Here is a 17,027-nt window from a genome sequence, read left to right on the forward strand (position 1 = left end):
CTATTCGCCGTCGGTGACCAGACTCTGAACGATCAGGTCGAGCACCGCTTCGCCATAGGCGTCGGCGACGGTCAGGGCTTCGAAGGTGCGCACCTCGCCGCGCACGCTCGCGGTCACGAGATAGAGGGGCTCGCCGCCCGACCGGTCGACGTCGAGCGTGCGGAATCCGTCTCGCAGGATCTCGCGCAGCTGATCTTCGCGGGGCAGCCAGAGCGTGTCGGTGACGTCGACCGAGTCGAGCGCCCACTCGGTGGTGCCGTTGAAGCCGATCAGCTGCCCCGACGGGAAGTCGTGCACCTCGACGGTCATCTCGCTCACCGTGAACACGTCGCCCGTCGACTCCGAGGTCTCGATGACGAAACTGTCGCCCGACCGCGGATGCCACCGCAGGCCGGCGGTGCGAAGGGCGCGAGCGAGCTCGATGGAGATCATCTGCCCATCATTCCAGCGATGACCCTCCGGCCGCGGCGCGGATTCACAGATCGTTGGCTAACGTGGAGGTAAATCGGGAACCATCCAGGCGCATCCCGACGCAGAAACGGCACCGCACAATTGGCACTCGAGCGACGGACCTTCCTGGTGGGCGCCCTCTCGGCCGTGTCGCTCGCCACGCTCTCCGCCTGCACGCCTCCGGCGCCCCGCCCCACGGCAACCATCACGCCCACCGAGCTGCCGCCGTCGCCCGTGCCGCACCCGGCGTCGTTCCTGCGCACCTCGTGGGCGAACGACCCCTACGCGCTCGGCTCGTTCAGCATGACTCCCGTGGGCGCCACGCCCGCCGACCGGGCGACCCTCCGCGACACGGTCGGAGCGCGCGTCTTCTTCGCGGGCGAGGCCACCTCGAGCGAGTTCCCGGGCACCCTCGCCGGTGCGGATGCCTCGGGCGTCGCCGTCGCGGCCCGCGTCGAGGCCGTCGCGCAGCCCGACGAGCGCATCGCGGTGATCGGCGCCGGGCTCGCCGGGGCCCGGGCTGCCCGACTGCTGGCCGACGCCGGGTTCGACATCGTGGTGGTCGAGGCCCGCGATCGCGTGGGTGGCCGGATCGACACGCGCGACGACGACTCGTGGCCGTTCCCGGTGGAGCTGGGCGCGGCATCCGTCACCGGGTCGGACCTCGACGAGCCCTTGCGCACCAACGACGTCGGCACCATCTCGCTCGAGGCCACCAGCGAGGTGCGCACGGCCGACGGCGTCGTGGTGCCGCCCTCGAACGTCGGGCCGAATTCGGTCACCACGGCGGTCGAGTGGGCGCGGGCGCAGACGACCGACAGCTCCCTCGCCTCGGCACTCTCGGCGTCGGGGGCGGCGAACGTGTCGACGACACCGGATGCCGCGGGCGTGTCGTCGGCGGCCGAGCTCGCGCACTACCTCGACACCGTGATCGCGAGCGAGTACGGCGCCAACTCGTTCCGGCTCTCGGCCTCGTGGGGTCTCGATCGCTCCGGTCTCGCCGACGGCGAGCGGCTCGTCGTGGGCGGGCTCGAAACCGTGGTGTCGAACGCCCTCGACGACCTCGACGTGCTGTTGTCGAGCACCGTCATCCGCATCGGCTACGACGACGACGGGGTGAGCCTTCGGCTCGGCACCGGCGAGTCGCTCTCGGTCGATCGCGTGATCGTCACCGTGCCGATCGGCGTGCTGCAGGCCGGCACCATCGAGTTCGCGCCGCCACTGCCCGAGGCCATGACCACGTCGATCGAGTCGCTCGGGATGGGATCGCTCGAGCAGCTCTGGCTGCGGTTCGACGAGCCGTTCTGGTCGACGGATGCGACCGTGCTCTCGGTCATCGACGAGACGTCGGAGATCGCCGAGTGGATCAACCTGCTGCCGGCGACCGGTCAGCCCATCCTGGTGGGGCTCACGGCCGCCGATGATGTTCCCGTGGTGCTGAAGCAGGGCGACGACGAGCTCATCGCGGCGGCGCTGCGTTCGCTCGTGCCGTTCGTCGACGCGTCGCTCTCGACCACCACCGCTTCGCCGACCCCGAGCCTGCCGCCGACCCCGACGCTGATTCCCTGAGCCCGCCGTCTTCCCTGAGCCTGCCGTCTTCCCTGAGCCCGGGGTCGGCCGCAGCGCCGCGGGGCAGCAGCGGCCTCAACCGGCTGAGCGCCACGAGGCCCGCCATGATTCCGGCGAACAGGCCGATGGCGATGCCGCAATAGAGGGCGAACTCCCCCGGGCCCGACACCTGGTCGGGGTCGAGGAAGAAGTAAGGGTACCAGCGCACCGCCTGACCGCGGATGAGGGTGAAGATTCCCCAGACCACGGGGAAGATGAGCACGATCCACACCGTGCGCCAGCGCAGGCGGCGACGGCCGACGCCGATGATCCAGTCGATCAGCACGTACGACGGCAGCCAGAAATGCAGCACCTGGCTCGACCAGGGAACATCGATGCGGTAGTGATGGCTGCCCGCCTGCGACACGATCAGGCCGAACACGACGCCCGAGACGATCACGTAGGTGGTCACCATGGCCCGGGCGCTCACGAGCGCGCGGCCGACGGTGTGGCCGCGTAGCAGCAGAGCGCCCGACGCCCCGAGGGTGATCACGTTCAGCAGGTTGCTCTGAAAGGTGAAGTAGCTGAAGTAGTTGATGGTCGAGAAGGTGCTGAAACCGAGCACGTAGTCGAAGTCGAAGACGAGGGCGACGATGCCGACCGCTGCGACCACGAGTCGCAGGATGCCGAACGCACGTCGCACACGGGCTCCGATCATCTGCTCCTGGTCTGCTCCGCCCGGCCGGTGCGCCCGGGGAACGAGGTGTCATTCGAGGGTAGTCGGTTCCGGCGTGGCAGGATTTGCGCATGGAGAGACGGCGGGTCGTGGTGCGGGGCGAGGTGCAAGGCGTCGGCTACCGCTGGGCCGCACGCGAGCGGGCGAATGAGCTGGGCGTCGCGGGATTCGTGCAGAACCGGCCGGATGGCTCGGTGCTCGCCGAACTCCGCGGGGAGGCCGATGCGGTCGACGCGATGGTGGAGTGGCTGCGCCACGGACCGCCCGGCGCGCGGGTCACGTCCGTGGAGACGAGCGAGGGTTCGGCGGAGGCCCTGGCCGGGTCGGCGGAGGCCGGCGATTCTGGCGACGCCGGCGCCGAGGCCGGGTCGGCGAAGGCCGGCGCGCAGTTCGAGATCCGGCGCTGATCGCTCGGCACCGCGCGCGCTCCCTGTGAGCTCGACGGTTCGGCCCGTCGGCGGTCGGGTCTTCTCCGAACCACCGGCATGACCATGCGTACTGGCGTGCGGGCCGCTCCCCCGACAGCGTCGCGGCGGATGAAGGAGCCGTATGCCCCGTTCGACCTGTCGACCGATCCGGAGCGGTTCGGATTGCACACCTCGACGATCGTCACACCGCTCGGTGCCATCGTCGTGCGCTCGAGCCGTCGGCGCTGGGCTCGCGAAGCCGGAGGCCGCGCCACGGTCATGCTGCACGGCGCGGCGGGGTCGTGGACGACCTGGACCCCGCTGCTCCTCGAGGCCGAGCGCCGCGGCGAGCCGCTTCGCGACCTCGTGATCGTCGACCTGCCGGGCTGGGGCGACTCGCCGCTGCCCCGGCGCCGGCCGCTCGATGTCGAGGCCTACGCCCGGGCCGTCGCGGAGGTGCTGCGCCGGCTCAACTACTGGGAGTGGCAGGCGATCGGTCACTCCCTCGGCGGTTTCATCGCGCTCCATCTGGCCGCGCTGGAGCCGATCGCCACCCGGTCGGTCACACTCGTGTCACCGACGACCTTCTCCGTGGCAGCAGTCGCACGCCACCCGGTGCGCGAGTTCGGGCGGTTGCCGGCATTCGCGGCCCTGCTGCTCGCGATGCGCGCGGTCGCGCCGTTCGGCCGGGCCGCATCCGTTCTTCTCGGCGGGTTGCGCCGGATCGGGTTGCTGCCGCTCGTCGTCGCGCCGCTGTTCGCCCACCCGGCACGGGTGCCCGCCGGCGTGCTCATCGCGCTGGCGAGGGAACTGCGGCCCCGCTCCTTCACGATCGCCGCGCGCGTGGCCGCCGAGTGGGCTGCCGCGGGGTCGGATGGCGTGGGGCGGGACGGTGCCGGGCGGGACGGTGCGGGCCGGGATGCCACCGGCACAGCTGCGTCGAGGTGGGACGGCACGGGCCCGGATTCGACGGGGCGGCTCAGCGCGGCGTCGGATGACGTGGGCCCAGGGGCCGCGGGGCGGCACGGCACAGGGCTGGATGCGACGGGGCGAGTCGGTGCGGGGCGGGATGGCTTGGGCCCGGATGCCGCGACGCCGGATGCCGCGGGGCACGATGCCGACCGGTGCGCTGGGGACGACCGGTCGTGGCGGCGGATCACGTGCCCGGTGGTGTCGGTGCGTGGTGATCGCGATGTGTTCGTGACCGGCGACGACGATCGTCGGCTCCGAGCGATGGTGCCGGGATTGTCGACGGTGGTGCTACGCGAGGCCGGGCACTTCGGTCACATCGAGGCGCCCCGGGCGGTGCTCGGAGCCTTCCACGCGGTGAACGGTGCCGAAGCGCTCGCGACCGCCGATCGACGCGATCGGGCTCAGCCGGCGTGAATCACGGTCGAACGAGCGTGCGCCCGACGGTGCTGCTCGGGCTTCGGGGCACGCACCACCGTGGGGGCATCGTTGCGGGTGGGGATGCGACGGTGTCCGTCGCGCGCCACACCGACGAGAGCGGCCACGATGGCCCAGAGGGAGAGGGCGCCGAGAGCGATGAGGAAGATGGTCATGATGTCCTGCCTGGTCGAGGAGTTCGTGTGAAGGACACGTTCCTCGGTAAGGCGGGTGGTGCTCATCGGGCGGATGCCCTATTCCTCCTCATCGCGCCCGGGCCGGCCTAGGACGCGACCAGCCCCGGGCAGCTCAGGACGAGACGTGCGCGAAGCTGCGCGCCAGGAACGCGGCTTCGGTGCGTGAGGTGGTGTTCGTCTTGCGCAGGATGTTCGACACGTGCACGCTCGCGGTCTTGGCGCTGATGAACAGCTGCTCGGCGATCTGCCGGTTGCTGAGACCCTGGGCGATCAGCGCCAGCACCTGCCGCTCTCGATCGGTCAGCTCGTCTTCGACGCTGCGGGTCGCGCCCTCGGTGCTGTCGCGGCCCCCTGGCAGTCGCACGAGGCCCACGCGCCGCTCGAGGTCGGCCACCTGGGTCACGATCAGCCCCATCTCGATGCGCTCCGCCGCCACCCGGGCCTCGTCGGCACGCAGCCTTGCGGCGGCCCGCTCGCCCGACGCGGCGAGGGCCTCGGCCAGCCGCAGTCGCGCGTAGGGCTCGAAGGGAGCGGGCACGCCGGGCGCCGTGCAGCGCTCCACCGCTGCTTCCCAGAGTGCACAGTCGCTGCCGGCGTGGTCGGGGCCACCGAGTTCGGCCTCGAAGAGCGCCACGAACACCGGCGCCGTCGGCCAGGCCGACACGGCGGCCAGGGCCGAGCGGAGGCGGCCCTCGATCTCGTCGGGGTCGACCGGTGACGACTCGCCGCCCGCAGCGAGATCTACGCCGAGATCGACACCGCCGGCCCGGGCCGCGCCGAGCACCCTCGCGGCGACGACGAGCAGCGGCAGGTCGTAGGCGGGGAAGGTGCGGTGCTCGGGCGACACGATCACCGATGCTTCTCGCCACGCGAGGGCGATGTCGCCCGACGCGAGAGCGATCTCGGCGGCGATGGTCGCGAAGCCGAGCCGCGACTGCGCGTCGATGCGGAACTGGAGGCTGAGCGCCGCCCGCCAGGTGCGGAGCAACCGCTCGGCGCCGCTGACGTCGCCACCCCTGAGGGTGGCCTGCAGCTTCTGCAGCTGCAGATGGGCGCTGAACCCGATGGGCGGGTCGAGCTCGAGCGCGCGGTCGAGGATCTCGTTCGCCCGCCTGGTCTGCCCGAGCGCGAACAGCGGCGCGATGACGTTCGACATCAGGATGACGCCCGACGTGCGTTCCACGCCGCGCAGCCGGGCCCGCTCCGCGCCGGACTCGGCGATGCGGATGGCGTCGTCGAACCGGCCGAGCAGGTACATCGCGTCGGACTCGTTCACCCAGTAGCGCAACCGCGCCGAGTCGTTGCCCTCGGAGAGCTCGCCCGCGAGCGCGAGGTCGGCGAGCCCGGCGTCGATCTCGCCGAGCGACAGCCGCGAGATGCCGCGCATGTTGACGGCCACCGACATGCGCGCCCGGGAGTCGACCGCCTCGGCCTCGGCGAAGGCGCGATCGGCCGTGGCGACGGCGTCGGCGAAGCGAGCCGCGAGCATCAACCGCGCGGCCAGCTCGCCGAGCACGTTGGCCCGCAACACGCTGCGGGGCGACCCCTCGAGCACGTCGAGAGCCTGCCGCAACAGCTCGATCGACCCGGTGTGACCGACGTTGGCGAGGAACGACGCCTTGTCGCGCAGAAACCGGGCGAACTGCTCGGGCTCGTCGGCCGACGAGCCCGCGATGGCCTCGTCGATGAGCAGGATGGCCCGGTCGCTCTCGCCCGCGTTGCGGAGGATGTAGGAGGTCTCACCCAGGAGCGCCACCCGGGTGCGGCCGGCGAGCGTCTCGGCATCCGGAACCTGCTCCCAGAGCTCCAGCGCGCGCTCGCCCATGCGCGCCGCGGTCGCGTTGGCGTAGGAGGCGCGGGCCTCGGCCATCGCGGTGAGCGACGACTGGAAGGCGGCGGTGAGGTTGTGCGCCGCCATCCAGTGGTAGGAGATGGCGGTGGAGTCGACGCCCGGTGCGCCCGGCCGGTCTTCGAGGGCTTGCGCGTAGGCGGTGTGGAAGCGCATGCGCTCACCCGGCAGCAGTTCTTCGTGGATGGCCTCGCGCACGAGGGCGTGGCGGAAGGCGTAGGCCGTGTCGTCGACCACGAGCACGTTGGCCAGCACCGCCTCGCGCGCCGCGTCGTCGATCGCGTCGGGCGAGGCGTCGCTGACGGCGGCGAGCAGCTCGTGCTCCACTCGCACACCACCGGCCGCGAGCAGGCGCAGAAGCCGCTGCGTGGGGTCGCTCAGCGTTTCATAGCGGGCGAGCAGGATGTCGCGCAGTGTGTCGGGGAACGCCTCGGCGCTGACGAAATCGCACAGCAGCTCTTCGATGAAGAACGGCACGCCGTCGGTGCGCTGGAACACCACCGCGAGATCGTGCGCGTCGAGCGGCACGCCCCGCAGCGCCGACGAGAGCTGCCGCACCTGCCGCTTGTTGAGCCGCGGCAGCTCGCGACGCGAGACCCGGGCGTTGCGGTCGAGCTCGGGCAGCCAGGCCCGCAGAGGATGCCCTCGGCCCAGCTCGTCGCTGCGGAACGTGACCACCAGCAGGATGCGCGCGCGCTCGAGCACGCGCACGAGAAAGCGCAGCAGCCCGAGGGTGGCCTGGTCGGCCCAGTGCAGGTCTTCGATGATGACGACCAGGGGACGCGAGCGGGCGACGTTCTCGAGCGCGGCGGCGACGGCGTCGTAGAGGTAGCTGGCCGAACGCTGCTCGCCACCCGAGGGGCCCTGGGCGCTCGAGGGACGGGGTTGCGCCGGCGGCCGGTCGGACGAATCGCTGCTCGCGCCGATGGTCGCGAGCTCGGGCAATAGCACGGCGAGCGCGTCGCGCGCGGGGCCGGCGGCCTCGAACAGGGCGCTCTCGCCGATCTCGGCGGCGAGCGCCCGGAGCGGAGCCACGATGGGCGCGTAGGGCGGGGCGTCGCGGTCGAGGTCGACGCACTGGCCCCGCAGCACGATGGTGTCGGCCGGAACGCCGGCGATGAACTCGGCCACCAACCGGGTCTTGCCGATGCCGGCCTCGCCGCTCACCGCGACGACCCGGGTCGCGCCGCCGCGGCTGTCGACGACCGCGGTGCGCAGCGACTCGAGGTCGCCCTCGCGGCCGATGAGCAGTGGGCTCGACGTCTGCATGCCTACATCGTGCCACCCGCGACCGACATCCGTCGCAGCCAGCGGCCGACGCGCACCGGCACGGTGCCTGTGGGCACCTGCTGCTCCGCGCGCTCCTGCGCGACGCGCCGGCGCTCGAGCTGCTCGGTGACCTGCTGTTCGCGGGCCTCGTTGAGCCACGGGAACGAGTATTCGCTGATGTTCATGATGGCCTCCGTCACCTGTGTCGTTCGATGACTAGAGAGTGCTCTCTAAGACGGAGGCCGGACATGGGGCAGATGCCCTATTCAGGTCTGGTCGGCGGCCTACCGGCCTGACGGGTCGCGGGCCCCGACGGGTCGCGGGCCGGGCGGGACGACCCGTACGACCCGGCCCGGCCCGGCCCGTGCCGGGCCCGCGGGCATCCCGGCCTAGTCGGCCAGGATGAGGTAGAGAGCGCGACGGGCCTCGTCGAGCTTCTCGGTGGCCTGCGCGCGCTGCTCATCGGTGGCGGCGAAGCGGAACTGCTGCACCACTCCCATGAGCTTGCCGACGCTGGCGTGGAACTCGCCGTCGGCGGTGGACTGGCCGGCCGTGGCCTCCCAGGCCTTCTGCAGCTCGTCGTCGTGCTCGGCCACGTAGGCCTTGCCCGCGTCGGTGAGTTCGAACTCGGTGCGACGTCCGTCTCCGGTCGACACGATGAGTTCCTCATCGACGAGCTGCTGCAGGGTGGGGTAGATCGAGCCGGGGCTCGGGCGCCACACTCCCCCGGTCTTCTCCGAGATCGCCTTGATCAGGCCGTAGCCGTTCGAGGGTGCTTCGGAGAGCAGGGAGAGGATGGCCGAACGCACGTCGCCGCGGCTCGCGCGTTGCGGGCCGCGAGGCCCGAAACCGGGGCCGAAACCGCCGAAGCCGGGGCCGCCACGGCCGTGACCGTGGGGGCCGCGCTGCCAGCCGGACTGGCCGCGGCCGCCGCGGAGCGGGTGTCGTTCGTCGTGGACGTCGTCGTTGATGGTGTCGTGAATGCCTCTCATGATGCATCCGCCTTTCGTGTTGATATGGTCTTTAGTATCGCGAGTGTTCCGCGATGTGTTAAAGATATATCGGTACTTCACGAAAGTCAACCCAAAGATATATCGGTGACTATTCCGCCTCTTGCGGCGGCGAGGTCCACCGCTACTTCGGCGGGTCTTCGGCGAAGACCTCTTTCTCCATGGCGTCGTAGCCCTCGGTCTGCGGGTCGCCGTGCAGACCGCCGCTCAGGGCGTATTCCTCCTCGGGTGAGAGCACCAGGCGCTTGCGGCCCACCAGCGCGAACAGCGCGATGCCGACCACGAAGATGACGACGAAGGTGATGACCGCCAGCTGGAACGTCGGTGCCAGCAGGATGCCGAGGAACGCGGCGAACGCGATCACGCCGGCGATCACGGCCCCCGCCACCCCGGTCGGGCTCTTCCACGGCCGCTTGGCGTTCGGGAAGCGCCGGCGCAGCACCACGAACGAGATCATCTGCATCATGTAGGAGATGACCGCGCCGAATACCGCGATGAACAGGATGATTCCGTTCGCCGCCCCCGCGATGTCGGGGTTGGCCGTGCCGATGAGGTTCACGACGAGCAGGATGACGAAGCCGATCACGCCTCCGACGAGAAGGGCGACCCAAGGGGTCTGGTTCTTCTTTCCGGTGAGCGAGAGGAACTTCGGGTAGTAGCCGGCCCGCGAGAGCGAGTACATGTTGCGCCCGTAGGCGTACATGATGCCCTGCAGCGAGGCGAGGAGCCCGATCAGGGCGAACGCCGAGAGCACGGCCGCGACATCCGCCGGCAGGAACACCCGGAAGCCCGCGAGCAGTGGTTCGTCGCCGTCGCCGGGCGACACGGTCAGCGCCGACGACCCGGTCACCGCGGGGTTGAGGAAGAGCACCAGCAGACCGAAGAACGCGAGCGTGACGACGCCCCAGACGCTGGCCTTCGGAATGTCTTTCGCGGGGTTGTGCGCCTCTTCGGCCGCCAACGGCAGCTCTTCGATGCCGAGGAAGAACCAGATGGCGAACGGCAGGGCGAACAGGATGCCGATGCCTCCGAACGGCAGGAACGACGAGTTGCCCTCGGTCGGCGCGATGTCGAGCAGCTTGCCGAAGTCGACCGCCCCGTTCGCGATGGCGAGGATGGCGAACAGCAGCAGCACGGCCATCGAGATCACCGCCACGACGAGCGCGAACCGGAACCCGACCGAGGCGCCGAGCGAGTTGAGCCCCACGAAGACGGCGTAGAGGATGATCCACCAGAGCCATCCCGGCAGCGAGAAGCCGAAGAGCTCCGACACGATGCTGTCGGCGTAGTAGGCCGAGAATAGCACCACCACGGCGGTGGTCACGACGTATTCGATGGTCTCGGCGAGGCCGGTGATGAACCCGCCCCACGGCCCGAGCGCGGCCCGCGAGAACGAGTAGGCGCCACCGGTGTGCGGCATGGCGGCCGACATCTCGCCGATCGAGAAGATCATGGTGAAGTACATGACGATCACGATCGCGGTGGCGATGAGCAGGCCACCCCAGCCGCCCTGGCCGAGGCCCGGGTTCCAGCCCGAGAAGTCGCCCGAGATGACGGCGGCGATGCCGATGCCCCAGAGCCCCCAGAAGCCGGCGGAGCGGCGCAGCTTGCGTTTGTCGAAGTACTCGGCGCCCGCGGTCTCGTAGGAGACGCCCGACGTGTTCCTGATCGCATTGGTCATACCCGGCATATTGGCGTTCAATGGCTCGCCCTGTCTACCTTTGGATATTACGACCACGTTAATTGCGCCCGGACGGGCTCCGGATGCGTGTGGTCTAATGGTCGGAAACGTCGCGCAAGGAGATTCACTGTGGCATCATCAACGGCACCTCTCAGCCTCGAACGCCTCACCGAACTCGTCGGCCTCGGCGAGATCGACACCGTCATCGTGGCCTTCACCGACATGCAGGGGCGACTGGTCGGAAAGCGCGTCTCGGCACGCCTCTTTCTCGAAGACGTGGCGGAGCACGGGGCCGAGTGCTGCAACTATCTGCTCGCGGTCGACGTCGAGATGAACACCGTCGCGGGCTACTCGATGTCGAGCTGGGAGCGCGGCTACGGCGACATGGCGATGATCCCCGACTTCTCGACCCTGCGCCTCGCGCCCTGGCTCACGGCGACCGCCATGATCACCGCCGACCTGCAGTGGCTCGACGACTCCCCCGTCGTGGCGTCGCCGCGGCAGATCCTCAAGGGCCAGCTCGATCGCCTGAAAGACCGCGGTCTCGAGGCCTTCGTCGGCACCGAGCTCGAGTTCCTCGTGTTCGACGACGGCTACCGGGAGGCCTGGGCGAAGGGCTACCGCGACCTCACCCCCGCCAGCGACTACAACATCGACTACGCACTGCTCGCCTCGACCCGCATGGAGCCGCTGCTGCGCGACATCCGCAACGCCATGGACGGCGCCGGCATGTACTGCGAGGGCGTGAAGGGCGAGTGCAACCTCGGTCAGCAGGAGATCGCCTTCCGCTACGCCGGCGCCCTCGAGACCTGCGACAACCACTCGATCTACAAGAACGGCGCGAAAGAGATCGCCGACAAGCACGGCAAGAGCCTCACCTTCATGGCGAAGTTCAACGAGCGCGAGGGCAACAGCTGCCACATCCACATCAGCCTGCGCGGCGCCGACGGCGCCGCCGTGTTCGCCGAGGTCGACCCCGACGAGGGTCCGTCGTCGAACCACGGCATGTCGAAGCTGTTTCGGCACTTCCTCGCCGGCCAGATCGTGGCGATGCGCGAACTGACGCTCTTCTACGCCCCCAACATCAACAGCTACAAGCGCTACGTCGACGGCAGCTTCGCCCCGACGGCGGTGGCCTGGGGCTTCGACAACCGCACCTGCGCACTGCGCGTGGTCGGGCACGGTCTCGGCATGCGGGTCGAGAACCGGGTGCCGGGCGGCGACGTCAACCAGTACCTCGCCGTCGCGGCCCTCATCGCCGCGGGCCTGTACGGCATCGAGAACGAGCTCGAACTCGAAGACGCCTACGTCGGCAACGCGTACGAGGGCGATTCGCCCCGGGTGCCCTCGAACCTGCGCGACTCGATGGCGTTGTTCGCCGAGTCGGCCATCGCCCGTGAAGCCTTCGGCGACGAGGTCGTCGACCACTACCTCAACAACGCCCGCATCGAGCTGGCCGCGTTCGATGCGGCGGTGACCGACTGGGAGAGGGTGCGTGGCTTTGAGCGTCTCTGATTCGCCGCAGGTCTCCCTTCCCGAGAGCGGCACGCAGGCCGGCGCTCCGGATGCCGATGCTCCGGAAGCCCGAACTCCGGATGCCGCGGCTCCGGATGCCGGCAGCCGCCCGGTGATCGGCCTCACCACCTACCTCGAGCGCGCCCAGACCGGCGTGTGGGATCTTCCGGCCGCCTTCCTGCCGCACGCCTACTTCGACGCCGTGGTGCGGGCAGGCGGCATCGCCGTGCTGCTGCCCCCGCAGGCCGTCGACGACCGCGTCGCCGACCGCGTTCTCGACACGCTCGACGGTCTCATCGTCACGGGGGGCAAGGATGTCGACCCCGCGCGCTACGGCGCACCCGCGCACCCCGAGACCGATGAGCCGCGGCGCGATCGCGACGCGTGGGAGGACGCCCTGCTGCGCCGGGCGATCGACCGCGAGCTGCCGTTCCTCGGCATCTGCCGCGGCGCGCAGGTGCTCAACGTGGCACTCGGCGGATCGCTGCACCAGCACCTGCCCGAGCTCGTCGGCGACCGCCGTTACCAGCTCGGTGGCGGGGCCTACTCGTCGGCCGCCGTCGCCGTGACTCCAGACACGCTCCTGGCGGACGTGCTCGAGGCGACCCCGTCGCTCGACGTGCCGGTCTACCACCACCAGGCGATCGACCGGGTCGCCGACGGGCTCGTCGTCACAGCCACGACCGCCGACGGCGTGATCGAAGCGGTGGAACTGCCGACGGTGCCGTTCGGCATCGCGGTGCAGTGGCATCCGGAGGTCGACTCGAACGACCTGCGGTTGTTCGCCGCCTTGGTCGACGAAGCCGCCCGCTACTCCGCCGAGCACACGGCCCGCCATTCCTCCCGCACCCGCCACCCGGAGCCCGCCCGATGACCCTCACCCTCATCAACCCGGCCGACGAGACGGTGCTCGCCGAGATCGCCGAATACGACCTCGAGGGCACCGACGACGCCATCGCGCGTGCCGCTCAGGCTCAGCGCGGCTGGGCCCGGCTCGCCCCCGCCGACCGTGCTGCGGCGCTGCGGCGGTTCGCCGCGGTCGTCGACGCGCACCGCGAAGAACTCGCGCAGCTCGAGGTGCGCAATTCGGGTCATCCGATCGGCCAGGCGCGCTGGGAGGCCGGCCACGTGCGCGACGTGCTGGAGTACTACGCCGCGGCGCCCGAGCGACTGTTCGGCCGGCAGATCCCGGTGGCCGGCGGCCTCGACGTGACCTTCAACGAACCGCTCGGCGTGGTGGGCATCATCACGCCGTGGAACTTTCCGATGACGATCGCCGCGTGGGGGTTCGCCCCGGCGCTGGCCGCGGGCAACGCCGTGGTGCTGAAGCCGGCCGAGTGGACGCCGCTCACCTCGGTGCGCCTCGCAGAACTCGCGCTCGACGCCGGCCTGCCGGAGGGTCTCTTCACCGCGCTGCCCGGTCGCGGGCCGGTCGTCGGCGAGCGCTTCGTGACGCATCCGCTCGTGCGCAAGGTCGTGTTCACCGGATCGACCGTCACCGGCAAACGCGTGATGGCGGGCTGCGCCGACCAGGTGAAACGGGTCACGCTGGAGCTCGGCGGAAAAAGCGCCAACATCGTGTTCGCCGACTCCGACCTCGAGAAGGCCGCCGCGACCGCCCCCTACGGCGTTTTCGAGAACGCCGGCCAGGACTGCTGCGCGCGCAGCCGCATCCTCGTGGAGCGCTCGGTCTACGACCGGTTCATGGAGCTGCTCGAACCGGCGGTCGCGGGCGTGCGGGTGGGCGACCCCGCCGACGAGAGCACCGAGATGGGGCCGCTCGTGTCGCGCGCCCATCTCGACAAGGTCGCGTCGTATGTTCCCGACGACCGGGCGGTCGCGTTCCGGGGGCAGGCTCCCTCGGGCCCCGGCTTCTGGTTCGCCCCCACGGTGCTCGAACCGCCGTCGCGTGCCGACCGCACGGTGACCGACGAGATCTTCGGACCGGTCGTGACCGTGCTGCCCTTCGACGACGAGGCCGACGCGATCACCCTGGCGAACGCGACCGACTACGGCCTCAGCGGATCGATCTGGACGAGGGACCTCAGTCGGGCCCTGCGCGTCTCGCGGGCGATCGACTCCGGCAACCTGTCGGTGAACTCGCACTCGTCGGTGCGGTTCAGCACGCCGTTCGGCGGGTTCAAGCAATCCGGGCTCGGCCGGGAACTGGGGCCGGATGCGCCCCTGGCGTTCACCGAGACGAAGAACGTCTTCATCGCGGTCGACGACTGACGCCCGCGGCGAAAGCCGTGCTGCACCCGCAACCACCGCACCCGCACCTCAGCACCCGCACCACCGCACCCGCACTACCGCGACATCCGCACCACCTGTTAGGAGAGAAATGCCCGACGTCACCCCCATCGACCTCACCCAGCGCCTCGCGGGGAGGGTCGCCGTGATCACCGGCGGAGCGGGCGGCATCGGCCTCGCGACCGCGCGACGCCTGGCGGCCGAGGGAGCCCGGGTGGTGATCGGCGACGTCGACCCCGTCACAGGCAGCCAGGCGGCCGACCAGGTCGGCGGCCTGTTCGTGCCGGTCGACGTGACCGATCAGCAGCAGGTCGACGCGCTGTTCGACATCGCGGCCGAGAACTACGGGTCGGTCGACATCGCCTTCAACAACGCCGGCATCTCGCCCGCCGACGACGATTCGATCGAGACCACCGAGCTGCCCGCCTGGCAGCGCGTGCAAGACGTCAACCTCAAGTCGGTCTACCTCTGCTCGCGAGCGGCGCTCCGCCACATGGTGGAGCAGGGCAAGGGCTCCATCATCAACACGGCGTCGTTCGTGGCCGTGCTCGGCTCGGCCACTTCGCAGATCTCCTACACCGCGTCGAAGGGCGGGGTGCTGGCGATGAGCCGCGAGCTGGGCGTGCAGTTCGCCCGGCAGGGCATCCGGGTGAACGCGCTCTGCCCGGGCCCCGTGAACACGCCGCTGCTCGAAGAGCTGTTCGCGAAAGACCCCGAGCGCGCGGCCCGGCGGCTCGTGCACATCCCCCTGGGCCGTTTCGCCGATCCGTCCGAGATCGCCGCGGCGGTCGCGTTCCTCGCCAGCGACGACTCCTCGTTCATCACCGGCTCGACGTTCCTGGTCGACGGCGGAATCAGTTCGGCCTATGTCACGCCCGTCTGATCCGCCGGAGGCATCCGAAGGCTCGCCGCAAGGCGCACCGCAGGACGCCCCCCACGGCACTCCCGAATCGGCGGGCGCGCCCGCGCTGCCCGCGACCCTGCTGCTGCGCTCAGGCCGCACCACCAACGCGTTCGAGGAGTGCGTCGAGAAGCTGCTGCAGACGGTGCGGCTCGGAGTGGTGGCGCCCGGCAACCGCCTGCCGGCCGAGCGTGAGCTGGCCGCGCTCATGGGGGTGAGCCGCGACACCCTTCGCGAGGCGCTCGCCTCGCTCGCCGACGCGGGCTACCTCGAGGCGCGCCGCGGCCGCTACGGCGGCACGTTCGTCAGCGATCCGGTGCCGAGCCGCGTTCCGCGAGGCATCACGGCTCCGGATGCCGCGCCCACCGCTCTGCCCGACGCCGACGCCTTGGCCGACGTGCTGACCCTCCGCGACATCCTGGAACCCGGAGCCGCCCGCGCCGCGGCGAACCGCTCGCTGACGGCGCTCGAGCGGGAGCAGCTGTGGTCGGCGCTGCGTGACACGGCCGACGCGGATGCCGCGGACTACCGCCGCCTCGACTCCCGCCTGCACCTCGTGATCGCCGAGCTCGCGGGCTCGGCGTCGCTCGTGCCGATCGTCGCCGAGAACCGCATGCGCGTCAATGCGCTGCTGGACGCCATCCCGCTGCTGGAGAAGAACATCGAGCACTCGAACGAGCAGCACGAGGCGCTCGTCGGCGCCATCCTCACCGGCCGCGGCGACGACGCGGCGCGGGTGATGGCCGAGCACATCGCGGGTTCGGCGGCCTTGCTGCGCGGCTTCCTGTCGTGAGCCTGCGGGCGCCCAGGTCGCGTCAGACGACGCAACCGCCCTCACCCGGTGCGCCCTAGAATCGCAGTCATGCACGACGAAGCCTGGGACCGCACCCCGATCGAACCGCAGAGTGTCGACGCCCCGCTCTCCACCTCCGCCATCTTCCTGGTGGTCACCATCGCCGACGGCGCCGAGGCGGCCGATCGGGTGCGCGACGTCATCTCCGACATCGGCGGCCTCGTGCGGGCCGTCGGTTTCCGCGACCTCGGCGGGCACCTGTCGTGCAACGTGGGCATCGGCTCGGCGGCGTGGGACCGCTTCGGGCAGCCCTCACGGCCGGCCCAGCTGCGCCCGTTCTTCGAGGTGCGCGGGCCCGTGCACACGGCGGTGTCGACCCCGGGCGACCTGCTGTTCCACATCCGCAGCGAGCGCGCCGACCTGGGCTTCGAACTCGAGCGCCTGCTGCTGGGCAAGCTCGGCGACGACGTGACCGTGGTCGACGAGGTGCAGGGCTTCCGATTCTTCGACTCCCGCGATCTGCTCGGGTTCGTCGACGGCACCGAGAATCCCACCGGCGCCTCGATGGCACGCTCGTCGATCGTGGGCGACGAAGACCCCGATTACGCCGGCGGCAGCTACGTCGTCGTGCAGAAGTACCTGCACGACCTGGACGCCTGGGGGCGGCTCACCACCGAGCAGCAGGAGCACGTCATCGGGCGCACGAAGCTCGACAACGTCGAGCTCGACGACGCACCCGAGGGGCAGCAGTCGCACAAGTCGCTGGCGACCATCGTCGACGCCAACGGGGTGGAGCACGACATCCTGCGTGACAACATGCCGTTCGGGCGCCCCGGTCAGAAGGAGTTCGGCACCTACTTCATCGGCTACGCGCGCGAACTCTGGGTGATCGAGCAGATGCTCCGCCGCATGTTCCTCGGCGATCCGTTCGGCGACTACGACCGCATTCTCGACTTCTCCCGCGCGGTGACGGGCACGACGTTCTTCGTGCCGTCGAACGACCTGCTGGAGTCGCTCGCGGGCTGACCGGCGGGC

The 17,027-nt window shown here is 70.5% G+C and carries 16 protein-coding genes; 9 read left to right on the forward strand and 7 right to left on the reverse strand.

The features are described from left to right. Positions 1-432: a pilus assembly protein CpaE gene (locus N1032_RS07305; protein WP_259538361.1), complete on the reverse strand. Its 432-nt coding sequence runs from the start codon at positions 430-432 to the stop codon at positions 1-3. A gap of 120 nt (positions 433-552) precedes the next feature. Between N1032_RS07305 and N1032_RS07310 the strand changes: the two genes are divergently transcribed. Continuing rightward, entirely contained in the window at positions 553-2,019 is a 1,467-nt protein-coding gene (locus N1032_RS07310; protein ID WP_259538362.1) for a flavin monoamine oxidase family protein, read from the forward strand. Here N1032_RS07310 and N1032_RS07315 read toward each other — a convergent pair. Then, the gene (locus tag N1032_RS07315) at positions 1,910-2,716 is read right to left on the reverse strand and encodes a Pr6Pr family membrane protein (RefSeq protein WP_259538363.1); all 807 of its coding nucleotides are present in this window, start codon (positions 2,714-2,716) and stop codon (positions 1,910-1,912) included. The genes N1032_RS07310 and N1032_RS07315 overlap by 110 nt on opposite strands. A gap of 89 nt (positions 2,717-2,805) precedes the next feature. On the opposite strand from N1032_RS07315, the gene N1032_RS07320 reads away from it, so the two are divergent. Then, positions 2,806-3,141 (forward strand): acylphosphatase, encoded by a 336-nt coding sequence (locus N1032_RS07320; protein ID WP_259538364.1) that lies wholly within the window; start codon positions 2,806-2,808, stop codon positions 3,139-3,141. A 78-nt stretch (positions 3,142-3,219) separates the two neighbouring features. Beyond that, positions 3,220-4,527 (forward strand): alpha/beta hydrolase, encoded by a 1,308-nt coding sequence (locus tag N1032_RS07325; protein ID WP_259538365.1) that lies wholly within the window; start codon positions 3,220-3,222, stop codon positions 4,525-4,527. On the opposite strand, the gene N1032_RS07330 is transcribed toward N1032_RS07325, so the two are convergent. From N1032_RS07330 to N1032_RS07350, 5 genes are all read right to left on the reverse strand, one after another. Then, complete coding sequence (locus N1032_RS07330) at positions 4,515-4,769, reverse strand: hypothetical protein (RefSeq protein ID WP_259538366.1); 255 nt, start codon at positions 4,767-4,769, stop codon at positions 4,515-4,517. The two genes, N1032_RS07325 and N1032_RS07330, sit on opposite strands and share 13 nt — an antisense overlap. Before the next feature lie 67 nt (positions 4,770-4,836). Continuing rightward, the gene (locus tag N1032_RS07335) at positions 4,837-7,842 is read right to left on the reverse strand and encodes a helix-turn-helix transcriptional regulator (protein ID WP_259538367.1); all 3,006 of its coding nucleotides are present in this window, start codon (positions 7,840-7,842) and stop codon (positions 4,837-4,839) included. Positions 7,843-7,844: 2 nt separating this feature from the next. Continuing rightward, on the reverse strand, positions 7,845-8,027 hold the full coding sequence (locus N1032_RS07340; RefSeq protein WP_259538369.1) for a hypothetical protein: 183 nt from the start codon (positions 8,025-8,027) through the stop codon (positions 7,845-7,847). A gap of 204 nt (positions 8,028-8,231) precedes the next feature. After that, on the reverse strand, positions 8,232-8,834 hold the full coding sequence (locus N1032_RS07345; protein WP_259538370.1) for a PadR family transcriptional regulator: 603 nt from the start codon (positions 8,832-8,834) through the stop codon (positions 8,232-8,234). A 142-nt stretch (positions 8,835-8,976) separates the two neighbouring features. After that, complete coding sequence (locus tag N1032_RS07350) at positions 8,977-10,533, reverse strand: amino acid permease (protein ID WP_259538372.1); 1,557 nt, start codon at positions 10,531-10,533, stop codon at positions 8,977-8,979. Positions 10,534-10,662: 129 nt separating this feature from the next. On the opposite strand from N1032_RS07350, the gene N1032_RS07355 reads away from it, so the two are divergent. The 6 genes from N1032_RS07355 to N1032_RS07380 all read left to right on the forward strand — a co-directional run bounded on the left by N1032_RS07355 (position 10,663) and on the right by N1032_RS07380 (position 17,018). After that, the gene (locus N1032_RS07355) at positions 10,663-12,048 is read left to right on the forward strand and encodes a glutamine synthetase family protein (RefSeq protein ID WP_259538374.1); all 1,386 of its coding nucleotides are present in this window, start codon (positions 10,663-10,665) and stop codon (positions 12,046-12,048) included. 112 nt (positions 12,049-12,160) lie between these two features. Continuing rightward, positions 12,161-12,922, forward strand: a complete 762-nt coding sequence (locus tag N1032_RS07360; RefSeq protein ID WP_259538674.1) for a gamma-glutamyl-gamma-aminobutyrate hydrolase family protein — start codon at positions 12,161-12,163, stop codon at positions 12,920-12,922. Continuing rightward, positions 12,919-14,280: an aldehyde dehydrogenase family protein gene (locus N1032_RS07365; RefSeq protein WP_259538375.1), complete on the forward strand. Its 1,362-nt coding sequence runs from the start codon at positions 12,919-12,921 to the stop codon at positions 14,278-14,280. The genes N1032_RS07360 and N1032_RS07365 overlap by 4 nt, the downstream gene beginning before the upstream one ends. A gap of 109 nt (positions 14,281-14,389) precedes the next feature. Further along, on the forward strand, positions 14,390-15,181 hold the full coding sequence (locus tag N1032_RS07370) for a 3-oxoacyl-ACP reductase (RefSeq protein WP_259538376.1): 792 nt from the start codon (positions 14,390-14,392) through the stop codon (positions 15,179-15,181). Then, the gene (locus N1032_RS07375; protein WP_259538377.1) at positions 15,165-15,992 is read left to right on the forward strand and encodes a FadR/GntR family transcriptional regulator; all 828 of its coding nucleotides are present in this window, start codon (positions 15,165-15,167) and stop codon (positions 15,990-15,992) included. The genes N1032_RS07370 and N1032_RS07375 overlap by 17 nt, the downstream gene beginning before the upstream one ends. 69 nt (positions 15,993-16,061) lie before the next feature. After that, entirely contained in the window at positions 16,062-17,018 is a 957-nt protein-coding gene (locus N1032_RS07380; protein WP_259538378.1) for a Dyp-type peroxidase, read from the forward strand. Positions 17,019-17,027: the final 9 nt, after the last annotated feature.

The sequence above is a fragment of the Herbiconiux daphne genome, assembly GCF_024979295.1.
Lineage (GTDB): Bacteria > Actinomycetota > Actinomycetes > Actinomycetales > Microbacteriaceae > Herbiconiux > Herbiconiux daphnes.